Raw genomic sequence first — 14,726 nt, forward strand, 5'->3', positions numbered from 1 at the left:
CTGTCGTCGACGCCGTGCTCAGTCCGGCGCCAGTCGCGCCAGCAGCGGCATCGCCTCGATCCGCTCCCCGGACAGCGCGTCCCACGCGACGCCCGACGGCTTCCCGGCCGCCCCCGTCCGCACGGTTCGCGCCGGCGTCACGACCAGATCCATCGGCACGTCGTGGGGCGCGGTCGGGAGGGTACCGTCGAACACCTGGCGTTCGTGGACGGTCGTGGCCGTCGTCGTGTCCTCGTCCACCAGGCCGAACTCCCGGAGGAGGGCGAACTCCAGGTCGCTGTACCCCTCGCCCTTGCCGATCCGGCCGCCGGCCTCGGTCACCGCGACGCTCCCGCTGACGATCAGGTCGAGTGGCTCCATCTCCGCGGGTCCGACGGGGACGCCGTACTCGTCGATGCCGGAGACGGTGGTCGCGTCGTCGACGTCGTCGACGTCGGCGGGGTCGAGCCGGCGGAACGCCCGTTCGTCGCGCAGCCGCGGAACGGCCACGTACAGGGTCTTCCCGGCCCGGAGGGCCGCCCGCCGGGCCGGTAACTGCGGGGCGTCGGGGTTGGCCTTGATCGTCGACGCCGCGTCCCACTCGGGCGTCCCCGCGAGTCGCTCGGCCGCCCCGTCGGCGCCCGCGAAGTTGGGGATGCGGCCGTGGGGCGGGAACGGGAACCGCGCCTCGCCGGACGCCTCCAGGTCGTCCCAGACGCGCTCCCTGATGCGATCCTTGTCCATGGTCGATCACGGCACCGGAGGCCCATACGTCCCTCGCCCGCGACACGCCGAGTTTAACCGCCCGAGCCGTCTACGTCTCGCCATGTTCGAGGACCGCCCGGACCGCGACGAGGTCGTACTCGTCGGCCGGTCGAACGTGGGCAAGTCGACGCTGATGCGGGAGTTGACCGGGCACTCGGTCCCCACGGGCCGCAAGCCGGGCGTGACGCGCCAGCCGAACCACTTCGACTGGGCCTCGGAGGGCTTCATGTTCACCGACCTCCCGGGATTCGGCTTCATGTCCGGCGTCCCCGAGGAGCGACGCGAGCGGATCAAGACGGACGTGGTGCGGTACGTCGAGGGGAACGCCGAGGACATCCTCGCTGGCGTCCTCGTCGTCGACGGCAAGAGCGTCGTCGACATCATCGACCGCCACAGCGGCGAGGGCGAGGTCCCCCACGACGTGGAACTGTTCCACTTCCTGCGGGACGTCGGGATCCCGACCGTCGTCGCCGTCAACAAGATGGACAAGGTCGACGACCGGGACGAACGGCTGGACGACCTCTGTGACCGACTCGGCATCCTCCCGCCGTGGCAGCAGTGGCGGGAGACGATCGCCCCCATCTGTGCGAAGCGGGGCGACGTCGACGCCCTGACCGACGCCCTCGAAACCCACTTCCACGAGCAGAAGCGCGACGACCTGCTGAAGTTCCTGTAGCGCCCTACACCACGCGGTTGGTCAGCGACTCGCCTGCCCGGCGTCGGCGCAGGTTCTCGCGGACGATGGTCGCCACCCGGTCGTAGTACTCGTCGTTGAACCCCGCGGCGTGGGGCGTCAGGATCACCTCCTCGCGGTCCCAGAGCGGCGAGTCCGCGGGCAACGGCTCGGTTTCGAACACGTCGAGCCCCGCGCCCGCGACGGCGCCCGATTCGAGGGCGTCGACGAGCGCCGCCTGATCGACGACCGGGCCGCGGGCGACGTTGATCAGGTAGGCGTCCTCGCGCATCGCGTCGAGTTCGGGCGTCGAGATCATCGCCTCGGTGTCGTCGGTCAGGGGCACCGCGAGCGCGACGAACCGGGCGTCGGCGACGGCCGCGTGGAGGTCCTCGGGCGGGAACACCTCGTCGACGCCGTCGACGGGCGTCGGCGTTCGCTTCACGCCCGTCACGTCCATCCCCAGCGCCGACGCGCGAGTGGCGATGCCCGTCCCGAGGGTGCCGAGGCCGACCACGCAGGCCGACTCCCGGCGCAGGGGGAAGGCGTCGTCCCACGCCGGCTTCCGCCACTCGCCGCGCTCCTGGTTCGACCGGTGGGCGTGCAGGCGGCGGGCGAACGCGAGCATCATCCCCACCGCCGTCTCGCCCACCACGTCGCCGTGGATGCCCGTGCTGTTGGTCAGGGCGATGCCCCGGTCGGCCAGGGCGTCGAACGGGAACCGATCCACGCCCGCCTGGATCGAGTGGATCCACTCCAGGCCGGCGTCGAGGAAGTGCTCCTCGTAGGCGAAGGTGACGAGGGCATCGACGTCGACGTCGACGTCGTCGCCGACGATCCGGACCGCCGGCCCGGCGTCCGCGAGGGCGTCGCGGATTACCGACGGAGGGAACACTTCGCCGACCGACTCGTGGATGCCGAGCGTCGAAATCGCTGCCATGGCGGCGGCTACCGAGTCCGGGGGCAAAAGCCTATCTGCGAACCGCGACGGTGGCTCAGGAGAGTGGCGTCATCACACGGGGCTGAGTGGGGGTAACCGTCATCATCGCCACCGCTCGGCCGTTGGGCACGGGAGCTAAAGAACCCACGGCATCGGGGACGGGGCGGGCGCGGCCGACCCCCGCGGATCTCGCCATCCCCCATACGCTCGCCACCCCGGCGACCCGACCGCCCGACCGCATCCCGCGTCCGCTCGCCACTCACCCCCCGTCGTCCCACGCGGCGTGGTCGCGGTGTTCGGCCGCCACCGCCGCCACGTCGTCGCCGTCGAGTACCCCTCGCTCGGTGACGACGCCGCTCACCAGGTCGACGGGCGTCCGGTCGAAGACCGGGTTCGCCACCGACACCGGCGCCTCGCCGTCGTAGAGGGCGGCCGCCCCGCCGTCCTCGCCGAGGAACCGGTCGTCGGGGCGCACCTTGTCCGCGGCGGCGACGGCGTAGGTCGGGACGCCCTCCCGCGCGGCCGCGAGCGCCAGCCCCCGGGTGCCGGCCTTGTTGACGACGCTCCCGTCCGACAGAACCGAGTCCGCGCCGACGAGGACCGCGTCGGGGTCCCGCGCCGCGAGTTCCGCGGCCAGCGCCGCGTCGGTCGTGAGCGTCACGTCCAGTCCCGCCTCGGCCAGGTCGGTGGCCACCTCGACCCCTTCCCGCGCCGGCCGCGACTCGCCGATCAGCACCGTCGGCCGCGCCCGGTCGAGGGCCGCCCGAACGGTGCCCGACCGCGAGAGGGTGACGACCGACTCGCCACACAGGTCGGCGGCCCGCGCGGCGGCCGCGTCGTCGGCGTCGAGGGCGGCCTCCGCGGCCGCCGCCGCCCGCTCGCACACCGCGTCGGGCGTCCGCGCCGCCTCGCTCAGCACCCGGTTCACGCGGTTCGCGACGGCGGCCATGCTCGGCCGGGCGTCCCGGAGGTCGCGGGCCGCGGCCGCGACCGCCGGGAAGTCGTCGGCCGTCGCCGCCCGGTCCCGGAGGGCCTCCAGCGCGCGGACGGAGAGCCACGCCGACCCGTGGGTTCCGTCCCTCGCCACCGTCGCCGCGGTCGGCGCGACGGCCTCGTAGACCGCCCACAGCCCCGGCACCGTCTCCCGGTCGCGGATCGCGAGCGGCGACACCCACTCGTGGCCCGCTAGCTCCTCGTTCGGCTCGACGTCGCGGGAGTCCACCTCGAACAGGAAGGGGTGGACGGTCCACTCCCGGTCGCCGTCACGGACCTCGACGGGGTCGCCGGCGCGGAGCAGCGTCGCGTCCGTCAGCCCCGTCTCCTCCCGAACCTCGCGCCGGGCGTCGCGTTCGGCGTCCGCGGGGTCGCCCTCGACGTACCCCGAGACGCCCGCCCAGCGCCCCGCGTAGGTGCCGACGGCGTCGCTCCGGCGACAAAGCAGGATCGCCGTGCGGTGACGCAGAACGCAGGTGACGACGTGGGTCACGGTCGCCCTTCGGTCGCCGGCGATACGACTCTTGTGCCGCGGGGACAGGGATATCCCGCTCGACTGCCAATCCGGGCGCATGCAACTGGCGATCATCAGCGACACGCACATCCCCGGCCGCGCGACCGGGATCCCGGACTGGGTTCGCGAACGCGTCGAGGCGGCCGACCACACCGTCCACGCCGGCGACTTCGAGACGCCGGACGTCGTCGACGAGATCCGAGCGCTGGCCGACGGGTCGCTGACCGCGGTCCGTGGCAACGTCGACCCCGCGGGCGTCGACCTCCCCGAGGCGACGAGCGTCGAACTCGGCGGGGTCGACTTCGTGGTCACCCACGGGACGGGCGACCGGATGGGCTACGAGGACCGCGTCGCCGCCGCCGTCCGAGAGGGCGGAGGGGACGTCGGCGTCGCCGGCCACACCCACGAACACCTCGATACGGTCCACGAGGGGGTGCGCCTCCTGAACCCGGGTTCCGCGACCGGCGCCGATCCGGCGACGGAGACGACGATGCTGACCGCCGTCGTCGACGGCGGCGAACTCGACGTGCAACTTCACCGCGGCGACGAGTAGGGGGCACGTGGCGCGTCGCTTTTCACCGCTGCCGGCGGAGGGGGTGGTATGCAGGTCTTCGCCGTTCCCGACCTCCCGGAGGTGCGCCCGGGCGACTCGCTCGCGACGCTCGTGGCCGAGCGGGTCGACCTCCGGCCCGACGACGTGGTCTGTGTCGCCAGTACCGTCGTCTCGAAGGCCGAGGGCCGGATCGCCGACCGCTCGGAGTTCCCGGCCGGCCCGCGCGCACGCGAACTCGCCGCCGGCCTCGAACGCGCCACCGGCGAGGAGAAGGACCCCCGCTTCGCGCAGGCGGTGCTCGAGGAGAGCGCGGCCCTCCTGATGGAGGCACCCTTCCTCCTGACGGAGACGCACTTCGGCCACGTGACCGTCAACGCGGGCATCGACCGCTCGAACGTGCGCGGGGGCGACCTGTTGCTCCTGCCCGAGGCGCCGGATGAGAGCGCCGAGCGGATCGCTGCGGGACTCGGCGCCGACCGGGTGATCGTCACCGACACCTGCGGGCGCCCCTTCCGTCACGGCCAGCGCGGCGTCGCCCTCGGGTGGGCGGGCACCCCGGCCGCCCGCGACTGGCGCGGGGAGCGCGACCGGGAGGGCCGGGAACTCGGCGTCACCGTCCAGGCGGTGGTCGACGAACTCGCCGCCGCGGCCAACCTCGTCGCCGGCGAGGGCGCGGGCGGCACGCCCGTGGTCGTCGTCCGCGACTTCGAGTTCGGCGACCACGGCGGCAGCGACGCCCTCTTCAGGGACGTCGAGGGCGACTTCGTCCGGCAGGCGCTCCACGAGTGGTCGTTCGACTGACTTCGACACCGGCAGGTCCCGCGACCGACGAACCGCTTTTCACCGTCCGCGCCAACCGGTTGACGATGACCGCGCGTTCGCCCACGACCCCGAGGTGCCAGCATCGCTGATGTTCGGAATTGAACTCACGCCCGAACACCCGGTCGGCCGGGTGGTCGACCTCGGCACGGCCGCCGAACGCGCCGGCTACGACACCGCCTTCGTCTCCAGTCACTACAACAACCGCTCGCCGTTCGCCGTCCTCGGCCGTCTCGCGGCCGAAACCGACGAGATCCGTCTCGGGCCGGGCGTCGTCAACCCCCTCGAACGCCACCCCGTGACCCTCGCGGGCGAGGTGGCGACCGTCGCGGAGGCGAGCGACGGCCGCGCCGTCTTCGGGATCGGTCCGGGCGACCCCGCCACCCTCGCGAATCTCGGCCTCGGGGACGACCGGGGACTGCGGCCCGTGCTCGAGGCGTTCAAGGTCGCCGAGCGGCTCTGGGACGGCGAGCGCGTCTCCCACGACGGCACCTTCGAGGCCGAGGACGCCGCGCTCAACTTCGAGGTTCCCACCCCGATTCCGACCTACGTCGGCGGCGAGGGGCCGCACATGTGCAAGATGGCCGCGAAACACGCCGACGGCCTGCTGTTCAACGGCTCTCACCCCGCGGACCTGCGCTGGGCGCGCGAGCAGGTCGCGGACGGCCTCGCGGACCGCCTCGACGGCCTCGGGGCGTTCGACCTCGCGGCCTACGCCAGCGTCAGCGTCGCCGACGACGAGGCCGCCGCCCGCGAGGCCGCCAGGCCCCCCGTCGCCTTCATCGCCGCCGGGGCCGCGCCGCCGGTGCTCGACCGTCACGGCGTGGACCCCGACCGCGCCGACGAGGTCGGGGCGGCGTTGAGCGCCGGCGACTTCTCGACGGCCTTCGACCGCGTCTCGCCCGCCATGATCGACGCCTTCTGCATCGCGGGCACCGTCGACGCCGTGGCCGAGCGCATGGCCGCGGTCCTCGACCACGCCGACAGCCTCGTCGTCGGGTCGCCGCTGGGTCCGGACCTCGACGCCGCCGTCGACCTCGCGGCGACGGCCCACGAGCGCGCGACCGAATAGCTAAGGGGGACGCCGCCCCACCCCGTTCCGTGTCCGACCGATCACTCGACGAGTTCGGGGCGGGACCCGGCGACGAGGCCGTCGACGACGAGGACGGCAGCGACCCCGACCCCGCCCGCGCGACCATGCGCTGGTCGCCCGACGGCGGCGACTGTGTCGCCTGTGGCGCGACCGTCGCCCGCCGGTGGCGGGACGGCGAGGGCTTCGTCTGTGCCGACTGCAAGGAGTGGTGACGGCGCGCCTCGCGGGCGGACGGCGAGTCCCGCCGCGGGACGCACGACTCGGCGCGGGCAGTCGCCGCCGCGGACACGGCGACCCGACGGCCGGGGTTTTTGTCGCCCGCGACCCAGGTGTCGCCCATGAGCGACACCGACCTCGTCGACGCCGTCGACGGCCTCCTGCACGCGGAGACGCAGGTTCACGACGGCGGCGTCGACCTCACGGTCGCGGACGTGTCCGTCGTCGAGGAACCCGGCCGCGTGGACTTCGGGGGCGACGAACTCGACGCGGCGCGAACCGAGCCCCACGGGACGTACACTCGCCGCCCGGACGACGACTACGAGTGGTGGCTCCTCGATTCCGGCACGTACCTGATCGAGTACAACGAGTCGCTGTCGACCGACCGGCCGCTCCGTCTCGAGACCCGCGAGGCGGTGCTTGAACGGGGTGCGACCCACCCGACCCGGGTCGTCACGTCGCTCCCCCGGATGCCGCTCTCGGTGAGCGAGGGCGGTCTCCACCTGAAGGAGAACGCGCGCGTCTCGACGCTCCGCCCTCACTCCGCCCAGTCGGGTCGATAGGCGGGCTCGGGCCGGTCGGCGTCGGGGCGAAGCAGCCCCGAGACCGCGGCCGCGACGGCGACGAACGGCAGGATCGGGAGCAGGAAGAACAGACAGAGGGCGGCGACCCCGTGGCCGATCCGAGCCATCACCAGTTCCGAGAACGACATCCCGAGCGTGGCGCGTCGATCCATGGTCGGCCGGACGTGACGGCTGAGTGGTACTACGGCGTTTCGGTGCCGGCGGATGTTGTCGGGAATCCGGACGGGGCGCTAGTCGTCGCCGCGCAACCGCCCGACGCTGCGCTCGATCTCCGCGACCGTCTCGGTCTGGCGCTCGGCCGCGCGGGCGACAGCCGAGACTTCCTCGGCGACCTCGTCGGCGCGGTCGCGGGCGTCGTCGACCATGGCGGCGATCTCCTCCGCGCTCGCCGCCTGTTCGTCGGTCGCCGTGGACACCTCCTGGATGCCGTCGACGGCGTCCTCGACCGCGTCGACGATCTCGTCGAGTCGCTCCATGCTCGCCTCGACCTCCGCGACCCCGTCGTCGATCCGCGCCTCGGTCGTGTCGAGGCTGTCGACGGTCCCCTCGGTGCGGCGCTGGACCTCGACGATCATCGACTCGATCTCCCCGGCCTGCTCCTGGGCCTGCTGGGCGAGCGACTTGATCTCGTCGGCGACGACCGCGAACCCCTCGCTGTCGCGGTCGGCGCGGGCCGCCTCGATGTTGGCGTTCAACGCGAGGAGGTTCGTCTGGTCCGCGATGTCGTTGATCACGTCGATCACCTCGTCGATTTCGTCGACCGTGTCGCTGAGTTCGTCCACGTCGTCCCGGACCTCACGGCTCGACGTTCGGACGGCCGACATCGCGTCGCGGGCCTCCTGGCTGACCTCGCGCCCGGACTCGGCGTGATCGCGTGCCCGGCGACTGGTGTCGGCGACGGCGTCGGCCGTCGAGGCGACCTCCTCGACGGTGGCGCTGAGGTTCGACACCTCGTCGGCGACCTCCTCGGTGCGGTCGGCCTGCTCCGCGGCGATGTCCTCCATCCGGGTCGCGCTGTCCGCGACCTCTCGGGTGATCGCCCGCAGATCGCGGGTCCCCTCGTCGACGTCCGCCACGAGGTCGTCGAGCGTCGCGCCCATCTCGTTCAGCGAGTCGACGACCGTCAGCAACTCCTCGTCGATGTACTCGTCGGCGTCGAAGGTCGCCCGCGCCCCGAGGTCCCCCTCCTGGATCGCGTGCATCGTCGAGCGGACCTCCTCGACGAGTTCCTCGACTCGCCGCCGGCGTCGAACGTCCTCGGTCCGGTCCTTGACGAGTTCGACGACGCCGACCAGTTCGTCGCCGTCGAACAGCGGTGCCGCCCTGAAGACGATGTGACGAGTGTCGCCCCGCGTGTCGGTGAACGTGCTCCGATCCCGGTACTCCGGGTCGTCGCCGTCGTCGATCCGATCGACGTCGAATTCGCGGTGGGCGTCGTGGGGGGCCTCCAGTACCTTGTCCGCGAGGGTCTTCGACCGGCGGCCGTCCTGGTACCAGGCCTCGCCGACCGAGTCCGCCGCCCGAGCGTCCGCCTCGCTGCTCCCGGTCAGCGCCTCCATCCCCCCGTTCCACAGGACGACCTCGTGATCGGCGTCGAGGACGAAGATGGGCGCGCCGATCCGACCGAGTATCGCGTCGAACGACAGGGGGAACTCGGCCACCTGTCGGTCGGGTTGTTCGGGTGTACTCATGGGTCTCGCCGTCGTTACCGTCGAAACTCGCGTTCTGTCCCATATATCTGGTGGACGATTATCCAAAATGATATCCGAGGGCGTCGACGGCGACCGATCCGTCGCCGGCGGCGCGGGCACCGACGGCTCGACCACTCGGAACGCGGCACCGGCCTCGGCGACGACCGCCGCTCGCACCGCGCCGGTCGTGCGTTCGTGACGACGGGGCGAGAGCCGCCCTCCACGCGTCCGGGAGCGCGTCAGCCGGTCGCGCGGCCACGAGCGAACAGTTCTAATACGGTGGCCCACCAGGGACCGCCCGTGACCACGAAAGCATGCTAACTCAGGCCGTGCTCGATGCCCTCCCCGACCGGATCGCGGTGATCGACGAGTCGGGGCGGATCGTCGAGTCGAACGCGTCCTGGCGTGCGTTCGCCGAGAACCGCGACCACCCGCTCGTGCCCGGGGACGGCGACCGGCCGTATCTCGACGCGATCACCCGGGCGTCGAACGACCAGGTGCCGGTGATCGCCACCCGTCTGCGGTCGCTGCTCGACGGCGCCGGGCACCCCGGGACCGACCTGTCGTACCACGCCGACGAGGACGGCGACGGACTGCGAGTCCACCTCGCGGCGCTGACCCACGACGGCGACCGGTACGCCGTCCTGGCACACGCCGATCTGAACCGGGAGGCGGGGACGGGGCCGGAGTCGGTCGTCGACCTCCGACTCAAGGAACGGGCCATGGACGAGGCGCCGGTGGGAATCACCATCTCGAACCCCTCGCTGCCCGACAATCCGGTCATCTACGCCAACGCCGCCTTCGAGCGCATCACGGGCTACCCCGTCGAGGAGGTGGTGGGGCGGAACTGCCGGTTCCTGCAGGGGCCGAACACCGACCCCGAGGCGGTCGCCCGGATGCGCCGGGCGGTCGCCGACCGGAAGCCCGTGACCGTCGAGGTGCGCAACTACCGTCCCAACGGCGAGGAGTTCTGGAACCAGGTGACCATCGCCCCGATATTCGGTGCGGACGGCGACGCAACCTACTTCGTCGGCTTCCAGCAGGACGTGACCGACCGCAAGCGGGCCGAGCGCAACCTCGAAACCGAGCGCAACCGACTCGCCCTCCTCAATCAGATCGTTCGCCACGACATCCGCAACGACATGTCGGTCGCGCTGGGGTGGGGCGGCGAACTCGCGGACCGGATCTCGCCCGAGGACGAGGACGCCTTCGAGCGGATCATGACCGCCGCGACCCACACCAAGGAACTCACCGAGGCGGTCGGCGACCTCATCGAGATTCTGGGGACGACCGACCCCGAACTCGAATCGGTGTCGCTCGAGGCGATACTCCGGACGGAAATCGACCGCGTGCGCTCGAACTTCGACTACCGCTCGCAGTCGATCACGATCCGCGGCGACGACGACCTGCCCGAGGTGTCCGTCCGGGCCACCGCCGTCCTCTCCTCGGTCTTCGGCAACCTCCTCGACAACGCCGTCTTCCACAACGACAGTTCCGACGTCGAAATCGACGTCGACGTCGAGGTGCGCGAGGACACCGTCGTCGTCCGGGTCGCCGACAACGGCCCCGGCATCCCCGACGCGCGCAAGCGCGAGGTGTTCGGCCGGGGCGAGAAGGGACTGGAGAGCCCCGGGAGCGGTCTCGGCCTCTATCTCGTCGACAACCTCGTCGACACGTACGGCGGGTCGGTCTGGATCGAGGACAACGACCCCAGGGGCGCCGTGTTCTGCGTCGAACTGCAGCGGGGCTGAACCCCACAGTACTTGACCGTCCGTCGAGTACCGCGCGTCGATGGCCGACGAACACGGGGGCTTCGAGGACGTCCGGGAGAGCCTCGACGGCCACCCGATGGTGAGCCTGCTGGCCTACGCCGTCCCGTACTGGCCGCGACTGACCGCCGGCGTCCTCGCCTCCTTCTGTACCCGCTTCGCCCGCCTGGTCCCCCCGATTCTCGTCGCCACCGCCATCGACCGCGTCATCAACGGCCCGACCGATCCGGGGCTGCTGGCCCGGCTGGGACTGCTCCCCGCCGACCCCATCGTCGGGGAGGCGGCCCGGACCGCCCTCCTCGAACGGCTGGTGGTCATCGCGGCGCTCGCCTACCTCGTCCGGTCGGTCACCCGGTTCGGCTCGCGGTACCTCCTCCAGTCGGGAGCCCAGAAGATCCAGCGCGACCTCCGGAACGACACCTACGACCACCTCCAGCACCTCTCGATGGACTTCTTCGTCGACCACCAGACCGGCGCGATGATGTCGGTGCTCAACAGCGACGTCAACAGGTTGGAGCAGTTCCTCAATACCGAGTTCCGGCAGGTGATCCGCGTCGTCGCCACCGTCGGGGGCATCGCCGTCGTCCTCTGGCACTACTCGCCGAAACTCGCCCTGATCGCCCTCGCGCCCGTCCCCCTCATCGGCGTCGCGAGCGGCCGCTTTCTCACCTGGATCGAACCCCGATACAAGTCGATCCGGGAGTCCGTCGCCCGCCTCAACACCCGCCTCGAGAACAACCTCGGCGGCGCCGCGGTCATCAAGACGTTCAACCGCTACGCCTTCGAGCGCGACCGGGTGGCCGAGCGGAGCCAGGACTACCACGACGAGAAGGTCGGCGCCCTCCGGATCCGCCGGGCCTTCTTCGCCACCCTCCGCCTGCTCACCGGCGTCGTGTTCGTCCTCGTCCTCTACGTCGGCGGCATGGACAACATCGCCGGCGTCGAGGGGGCGCTCACCGCCGGGAGCTTCGCCCTCTTCTTTCTCTACCTCCGGCGCCTCTACTCGCCGATGCGCCGTGTCGGGAAGTCCGCGAACAAGTACCAGCTCGCGAAGTCCAGCGCCGAACGGGTGTTCGGCCTCCTCGACCGCGAGCCCACGGTGACGACGCCCGACGACCCGTACCGGCCGGAGCGGGTCGACGGCGACGTCGCCGTCGAGGACGTCACCTTCGGTTACGGCGACCGCGACCCGGTCCTCCGGGACGTCTCCCTCGACGTGCCCGCCGGGGCGACCGTCGGCCTCGCGGGCACCACCGGAGCCGGGAAGTCGACGCTCGTGAAGCTCCTGCCGCGGTTTCACGACGTCGACGAGGGCGCCGTCCGGATCGACGGCGTCGACGTGCGGGAGTACGACCTCGGCGCGCTTCGCGAGGAGATCGCCGTCGTCGAACAGAATCCCTACCTCTTCTCGGGGACCGTCGCCGAGAACGTCGCCTACGGCGACCGGGACGCGCTGGAAGCCGAGCGACGCGACGACGACACCGCCCGCGACCGCGTCGTCGAGGCGGCGACGGCGGCCGAAGCCCACGAGTTCATCGCGGACCTCCCCGACGGCTACGACACGCTCGTCGGCGAGCGCGGCGTCAAGCTCTCCGGCGGGCAGCGCCAGCGCCTCGCCATCGCCCGCGCCGTCCTCAACGACCCCGCCATCATCGTCTTCGACGAGGCGACCAGCGACGTCGACACCGAAACCGAAGAGCGCATCCAGGAGAGCCTCGACCGCCTCGTCGAGGACCGCACCGCGTTCGTCATCGCCCACCGCCTCTCGACCATCCGCGACGCCGACCGCATCGTCGTCATGGAGGACGGCGAAATCGTCGAGTCGGGGACACACGCCGACCTCCTCGCCGACGAGGGCGACTACGCCGCCCTCTGGCACGCCCAGTCCGACACCGCGACCGTCGCCGACGACTGACGGATACGCTTATCCCGATTACGGCCCCAGTGTCGGCCATGAGCCGAGCAGTGCCCGACGGCTGGCTGAAAACCGGACGCCGGGAGTACGAGAACCGAACCGTCGAGGTCGAGGTGAAGTTCCAGCCCACGCCCGATCGGAGCGGCGACTTCGAGGTGTGGATCGTCGACGAGGAGGCCGGGGAGTCGACGGCCGTCGACAACGTCCAGCCCACCGAGGCCGACGTCCGCGAACTCGCGAAGGACGTGATGGACGCCTTCACCGCGGGCTACGAGGCGGCCGTCGACGACGGCGCCGACGAGGACGCGGCGATCGAACGAGGGATCGACCGCGCTCTCGACGAGAACCGCGCCTGACGGCGACGAGGGAACGCCCTTTACCCTCCCCCGCGTCCGACGACGCATGGCCGACGATCAGCCCCGTCCCTTCCGCGTCGACGCCGAGGTGTCTCCCGGAGAGAAGCGGCAGTTCCGCGTCGAGGTGAGCGAGACGTATCTCGGCGACCCGGTCGAACTTCCCGTGACGATCATCAACGGCGCGGCGACGGGGCCGCGCGTCTTCATGACCGCGGCGATCCACGGCGACGAACTCAACGGCGTCAAGGTGTTACAGGAGGTCGCGGATCGCTACCGTCCTGGCGACCTCCACGGGACGCTCGTCCTCCTCCACGTCGTGAACGTCCCCGGCTACCACGCTCAGCAGCGATACCTGCCCATCTACGATCAGGATCTCAACCGCTCGTTCCCGGGCAAGGAGCGGTCGAACACCGCCGAGCGGATGGCTCACCGCGTCTATCAGCGGTTCGTCAGCCAGTGTGACCTCGGCCTCGACTTCCACACGTCGACCCGGAACCGGACCACGATGTACCACGCCCGGGCCGACGTCGACGACCCGGCGGTCGAACGACTCGCCGAGGCCTTCGGCACCAACGTCATCCTCTCCGGCGAGGGTGACGAGGGGTCGCTCCGCGGCGTCGCCTCCCGGAACGGCGTCCCGACGCTCACCGTCGAGATGGGGAAGGCCCACCGGTTCCAGCCAGGCCTGATCGAGAAGGCCCTCGACGGCGTCGAGAGCGTCCTCGCCGAGTACGGCGTCTATCCCGACGGGACCGTGACCGAACCGGCCTGGCGGAAGGTCATCGGTCCGACCGAGGAGAAACGTTGGCTGCGGGCGGATACGGGGGGACTGGTCGACATGACGTGGGGGCCGAATCCGCTCGTCCACGCGGGCGAGACGATCTGTACCATCTCCGATCACTTCAAGGACGAGGAACACGCGGTGGAGGCGCCCTTCACCGGCCTGATCGTCGGCGTCCTCGAGAACCCCGTCGCCCTTCCCGGCCACCCCCTCTGTCACCTCGTCCGGATCAGCGACGAGACGCGCGAGGAGATCGAGCGCGAGATCGGTCGCGGGGAGTTCGACGGCTACCGCTCCTACGGGCAGCGGTGGATGGCCGACGAGGAGGCGGCCGAGTGAAAGCGGGCCCGGTCCACCGAAGACGTCGACGTCCTCATCGAACGGATCGACGAGGAGACCGCCGAGCATCAAGCGCTGGGTCGAATACATCGAATCCGAGCCCCCCGAGACGTGGGGACCACAGCAGAACGCGGTCGTCAACGACCGACTCGATGCGGCCCAGAGCGTACGGACGTCGGCTTCCCACCAGCAGCACGTGGAAGACGCGGCGGCGAAAATCCTCGAAGTGAGCGACGCGTCCGACGACGATTCGGAGTAGACGGGGGCCCTGAGAGCCGTACATCGTCCTCGAAGCGAGCGGTGCTGCGACGAATGGAAAGCCAAGGGCCGGATTTGAACCGGCGATGGGCGGCTCTGCAGGCCGCTGCGTTAGGCCGGACTCTGCCACCTTGGCGCACCGAACACTATCCGCGTCCGTCGCTTAAGCCTAGCGGTCGCTGTCGGAGTCGAACGGCGGCGACGGGGAGCCCCGTCGCTCGTGGGTACGAAAACTGCAGTATGAGTGGTGAGGCGGCGAACCGAGACTCCCAGAGGGTCGCCCACTCCAGTACTGCTCGATACGCAGGCGGGCTTAACGTCCGTGTTCGGGATGGGTACGGGTGTGTCCCCGCCGCTCTGGCCGCCTTCATGCCGACCGACGGAATCGAACCGCCGTCACACCAGGGTCGGTCCGTCCGAAACCGTATGTACGTGCGATCCAGTTAGCGCCTGGACCCGACAGTCAAATCGGATCACAGTGCGATGTC

17 protein-coding genes, 1 tRNA gene and 1 rRNA gene are annotated in these 14,726 nt (G+C 71.1%); 12 read left to right on the forward strand and 7 right to left on the reverse strand.

Annotated elements, in window-relative coordinates; translation table 11 throughout:
• Positions 1 to 18: 18 nt before the first annotated feature.
• Positions 19 to 723, reverse strand: a complete 705-nt coding sequence (locus tag NBT67_RS11340) for a 5-formyltetrahydrofolate cyclo-ligase (RefSeq protein ID WP_251341827.1) — start codon at positions 721 to 723, stop codon at positions 19 to 21.
• Positions 724 to 805: 82 nt separating this feature from the next.
• Here NBT67_RS11340 and engB point away from each other — a divergent pair, with 82 nt between their 5' ends.
• On the forward strand, positions 806 to 1,420 hold the full coding sequence (engB, locus tag NBT67_RS11345) for a GTP-binding protein EngB (RefSeq protein WP_251341828.1): 615 nt from the start codon (positions 806 to 808) through the stop codon (positions 1,418 to 1,420).
• 4 nt (positions 1,421 to 1,424) lie between these two features.
• Here engB and ddh read toward each other — a convergent pair whose 3' ends face one another.
• Positions 1,425 to 2,357, reverse strand: a complete 933-nt coding sequence (ddh, locus tag NBT67_RS11350) for a D-2-hydroxyacid dehydrogenase (protein ID WP_251341829.1) — start codon at positions 2,355 to 2,357, stop codon at positions 1,425 to 1,427.
• Between the two features lie 259 nt (positions 2,358 to 2,616).
• Positions 2,617 to 3,843 carry an eIF2B alpha/beta/delta subunit family protein gene (locus NBT67_RS11355; protein ID WP_251341830.1) on the reverse strand — a complete coding sequence of 409 codons (1,227 nt, stop codon included), beginning with the start codon at positions 3,841 to 3,843 and terminating at the stop codon, positions 2,617 to 2,619.
• A 79-nt stretch (positions 3,844 to 3,922) separates the two neighbouring features.
• On the opposite strand from NBT67_RS11355, the gene NBT67_RS11360 reads away from it, so the two are divergent.
• The 5 genes from NBT67_RS11360 (at position 3,923) to NBT67_RS11380 (ending at position 7,108) form a co-directional block, all read left to right on the forward strand.
• Positions 3,923 to 4,417, forward strand: coding sequence for a metallophosphoesterase family protein (locus tag NBT67_RS11360; protein ID WP_251341831.1), 495 nt, complete (start codon positions 3,923 to 3,925; stop codon positions 4,415 to 4,417).
• A gap of 48 nt (positions 4,418 to 4,465) precedes the next feature.
• Positions 4,466 to 5,218: a coenzyme F420-0:L-glutamate ligase gene (locus tag NBT67_RS11365; protein ID WP_251341832.1), complete on the forward strand. Its 753-nt coding sequence runs from the start codon at positions 4,466 to 4,468 to the stop codon at positions 5,216 to 5,218.
• Positions 5,219 to 5,327: 109 nt separating this feature from the next.
• Positions 5,328 to 6,308, forward strand: a complete 981-nt coding sequence (locus tag NBT67_RS11370; protein ID WP_251341833.1) for a 5,10-methylenetetrahydromethanopterin reductase — start codon at positions 5,328 to 5,330, stop codon at positions 6,306 to 6,308.
• Between the two features lie 29 nt (positions 6,309 to 6,337).
• Positions 6,338 to 6,541, forward strand: a complete 204-nt coding sequence (locus NBT67_RS11375) for a DUF7573 domain-containing protein (protein ID WP_251341834.1) — start codon at positions 6,338 to 6,340, stop codon at positions 6,539 to 6,541.
• 126 nt (positions 6,542 to 6,667) lie between these two features.
• The gene (locus NBT67_RS11380) at positions 6,668 to 7,108 is read left to right on the forward strand and encodes a dCTP deaminase/dUTPase family protein (RefSeq protein WP_251341835.1); all 441 of its coding nucleotides are present in this window, start codon (positions 6,668 to 6,670) and stop codon (positions 7,106 to 7,108) included.
• Here the strand turns inward: NBT67_RS11380 and NBT67_RS11385 are convergent.
• Together NBT67_RS11385 and NBT67_RS11390 are read right to left on the reverse strand one after the other, a co-directional pair.
• On the reverse strand, positions 7,084 to 7,281 hold the full coding sequence (locus tag NBT67_RS11385) for a hypothetical protein (RefSeq protein WP_251341836.1): 198 nt from the start codon (positions 7,279 to 7,281) through the stop codon (positions 7,084 to 7,086). The two genes, NBT67_RS11380 and NBT67_RS11385, sit on opposite strands and share 25 nt — an antisense overlap.
• Positions 7,282 to 7,359: 78 nt before the next feature.
• The gene (locus tag NBT67_RS11390; RefSeq protein ID WP_251341837.1) at positions 7,360 to 8,820 is read right to left on the reverse strand and encodes a methyl-accepting chemotaxis protein; all 1,461 of its coding nucleotides are present in this window, start codon (positions 8,818 to 8,820) and stop codon (positions 7,360 to 7,362) included.
• A 67-nt stretch (positions 8,821 to 8,887) separates the two neighbouring features.
• Between NBT67_RS11390 and NBT67_RS18005 the strand changes: the two genes are divergently transcribed.
• From NBT67_RS18005 to NBT67_RS18265, 6 genes are all read left to right on the forward strand, one after another.
• Positions 8,888 to 9,019 (forward strand): hypothetical protein, encoded by a 132-nt coding sequence (locus tag NBT67_RS18005; protein WP_256474640.1) that lies wholly within the window; start codon positions 8,888 to 8,890, stop codon positions 9,017 to 9,019.
• 115 nt (positions 9,020 to 9,134) lie between these two features.
• Positions 9,135 to 10,571: a receiver/sensor box histidine kinase gene (locus NBT67_RS11395; protein ID WP_251341838.1), complete on the forward strand. Its 1,437-nt coding sequence runs from the start codon at positions 9,135 to 9,137 to the stop codon at positions 10,569 to 10,571.
• A gap of 40 nt (positions 10,572 to 10,611) precedes the next feature.
• Positions 10,612 to 12,504, forward strand: a complete 1,893-nt coding sequence (locus NBT67_RS11400) for an ABC transporter ATP-binding protein (RefSeq protein WP_251341839.1) — start codon at positions 10,612 to 10,614, stop codon at positions 12,502 to 12,504.
• A gap of 38 nt (positions 12,505 to 12,542) precedes the next feature.
• Positions 12,543 to 12,860 carry a hypothetical protein gene (locus NBT67_RS11405; protein WP_251341840.1) on the forward strand — a complete coding sequence of 106 codons (318 nt, stop codon included), beginning with the start codon at positions 12,543 to 12,545 and terminating at the stop codon, positions 12,858 to 12,860.
• A 46-nt stretch (positions 12,861 to 12,906) separates the two neighbouring features.
• Complete coding sequence (locus tag NBT67_RS11410; RefSeq protein WP_251341841.1) at positions 12,907 to 13,980, forward strand: succinylglutamate desuccinylase/aspartoacylase family protein; 1,074 nt, start codon at positions 12,907 to 12,909, stop codon at positions 13,978 to 13,980.
• An 88-nt stretch (positions 13,981 to 14,068) separates the two neighbouring features.
• The gene (locus NBT67_RS18265) at positions 14,069 to 14,239 is read left to right on the forward strand and encodes a DUF8150 family protein (protein ID WP_484494554.1); all 171 of its coding nucleotides are present in this window, start codon (positions 14,069 to 14,071) and stop codon (positions 14,237 to 14,239) included.
• 59 nt (positions 14,240 to 14,298) lie between these two features.
• On the opposite strand, the gene NBT67_RS11415 is transcribed toward NBT67_RS18265, so the two are convergent.
• Positions 14,299 to 14,374, reverse strand: a tRNA-Cys gene (locus NBT67_RS11415).
• A gap of 111 nt (positions 14,375 to 14,485) precedes the next feature.
• A 5S ribosomal RNA gene (rrf, locus tag NBT67_RS11420) occupies positions 14,486 to 14,607 on the reverse strand.
• Positions 14,608 to 14,726: the final 119 nt, after the last annotated feature.

Source organism: Haloplanus sp. GDY1 (assembly GCF_023703775.1).
GTDB lineage: Archaea > Halobacteriota > Halobacteria > Halobacteriales > Haloferacaceae > Haloplanus > Haloplanus halophilus.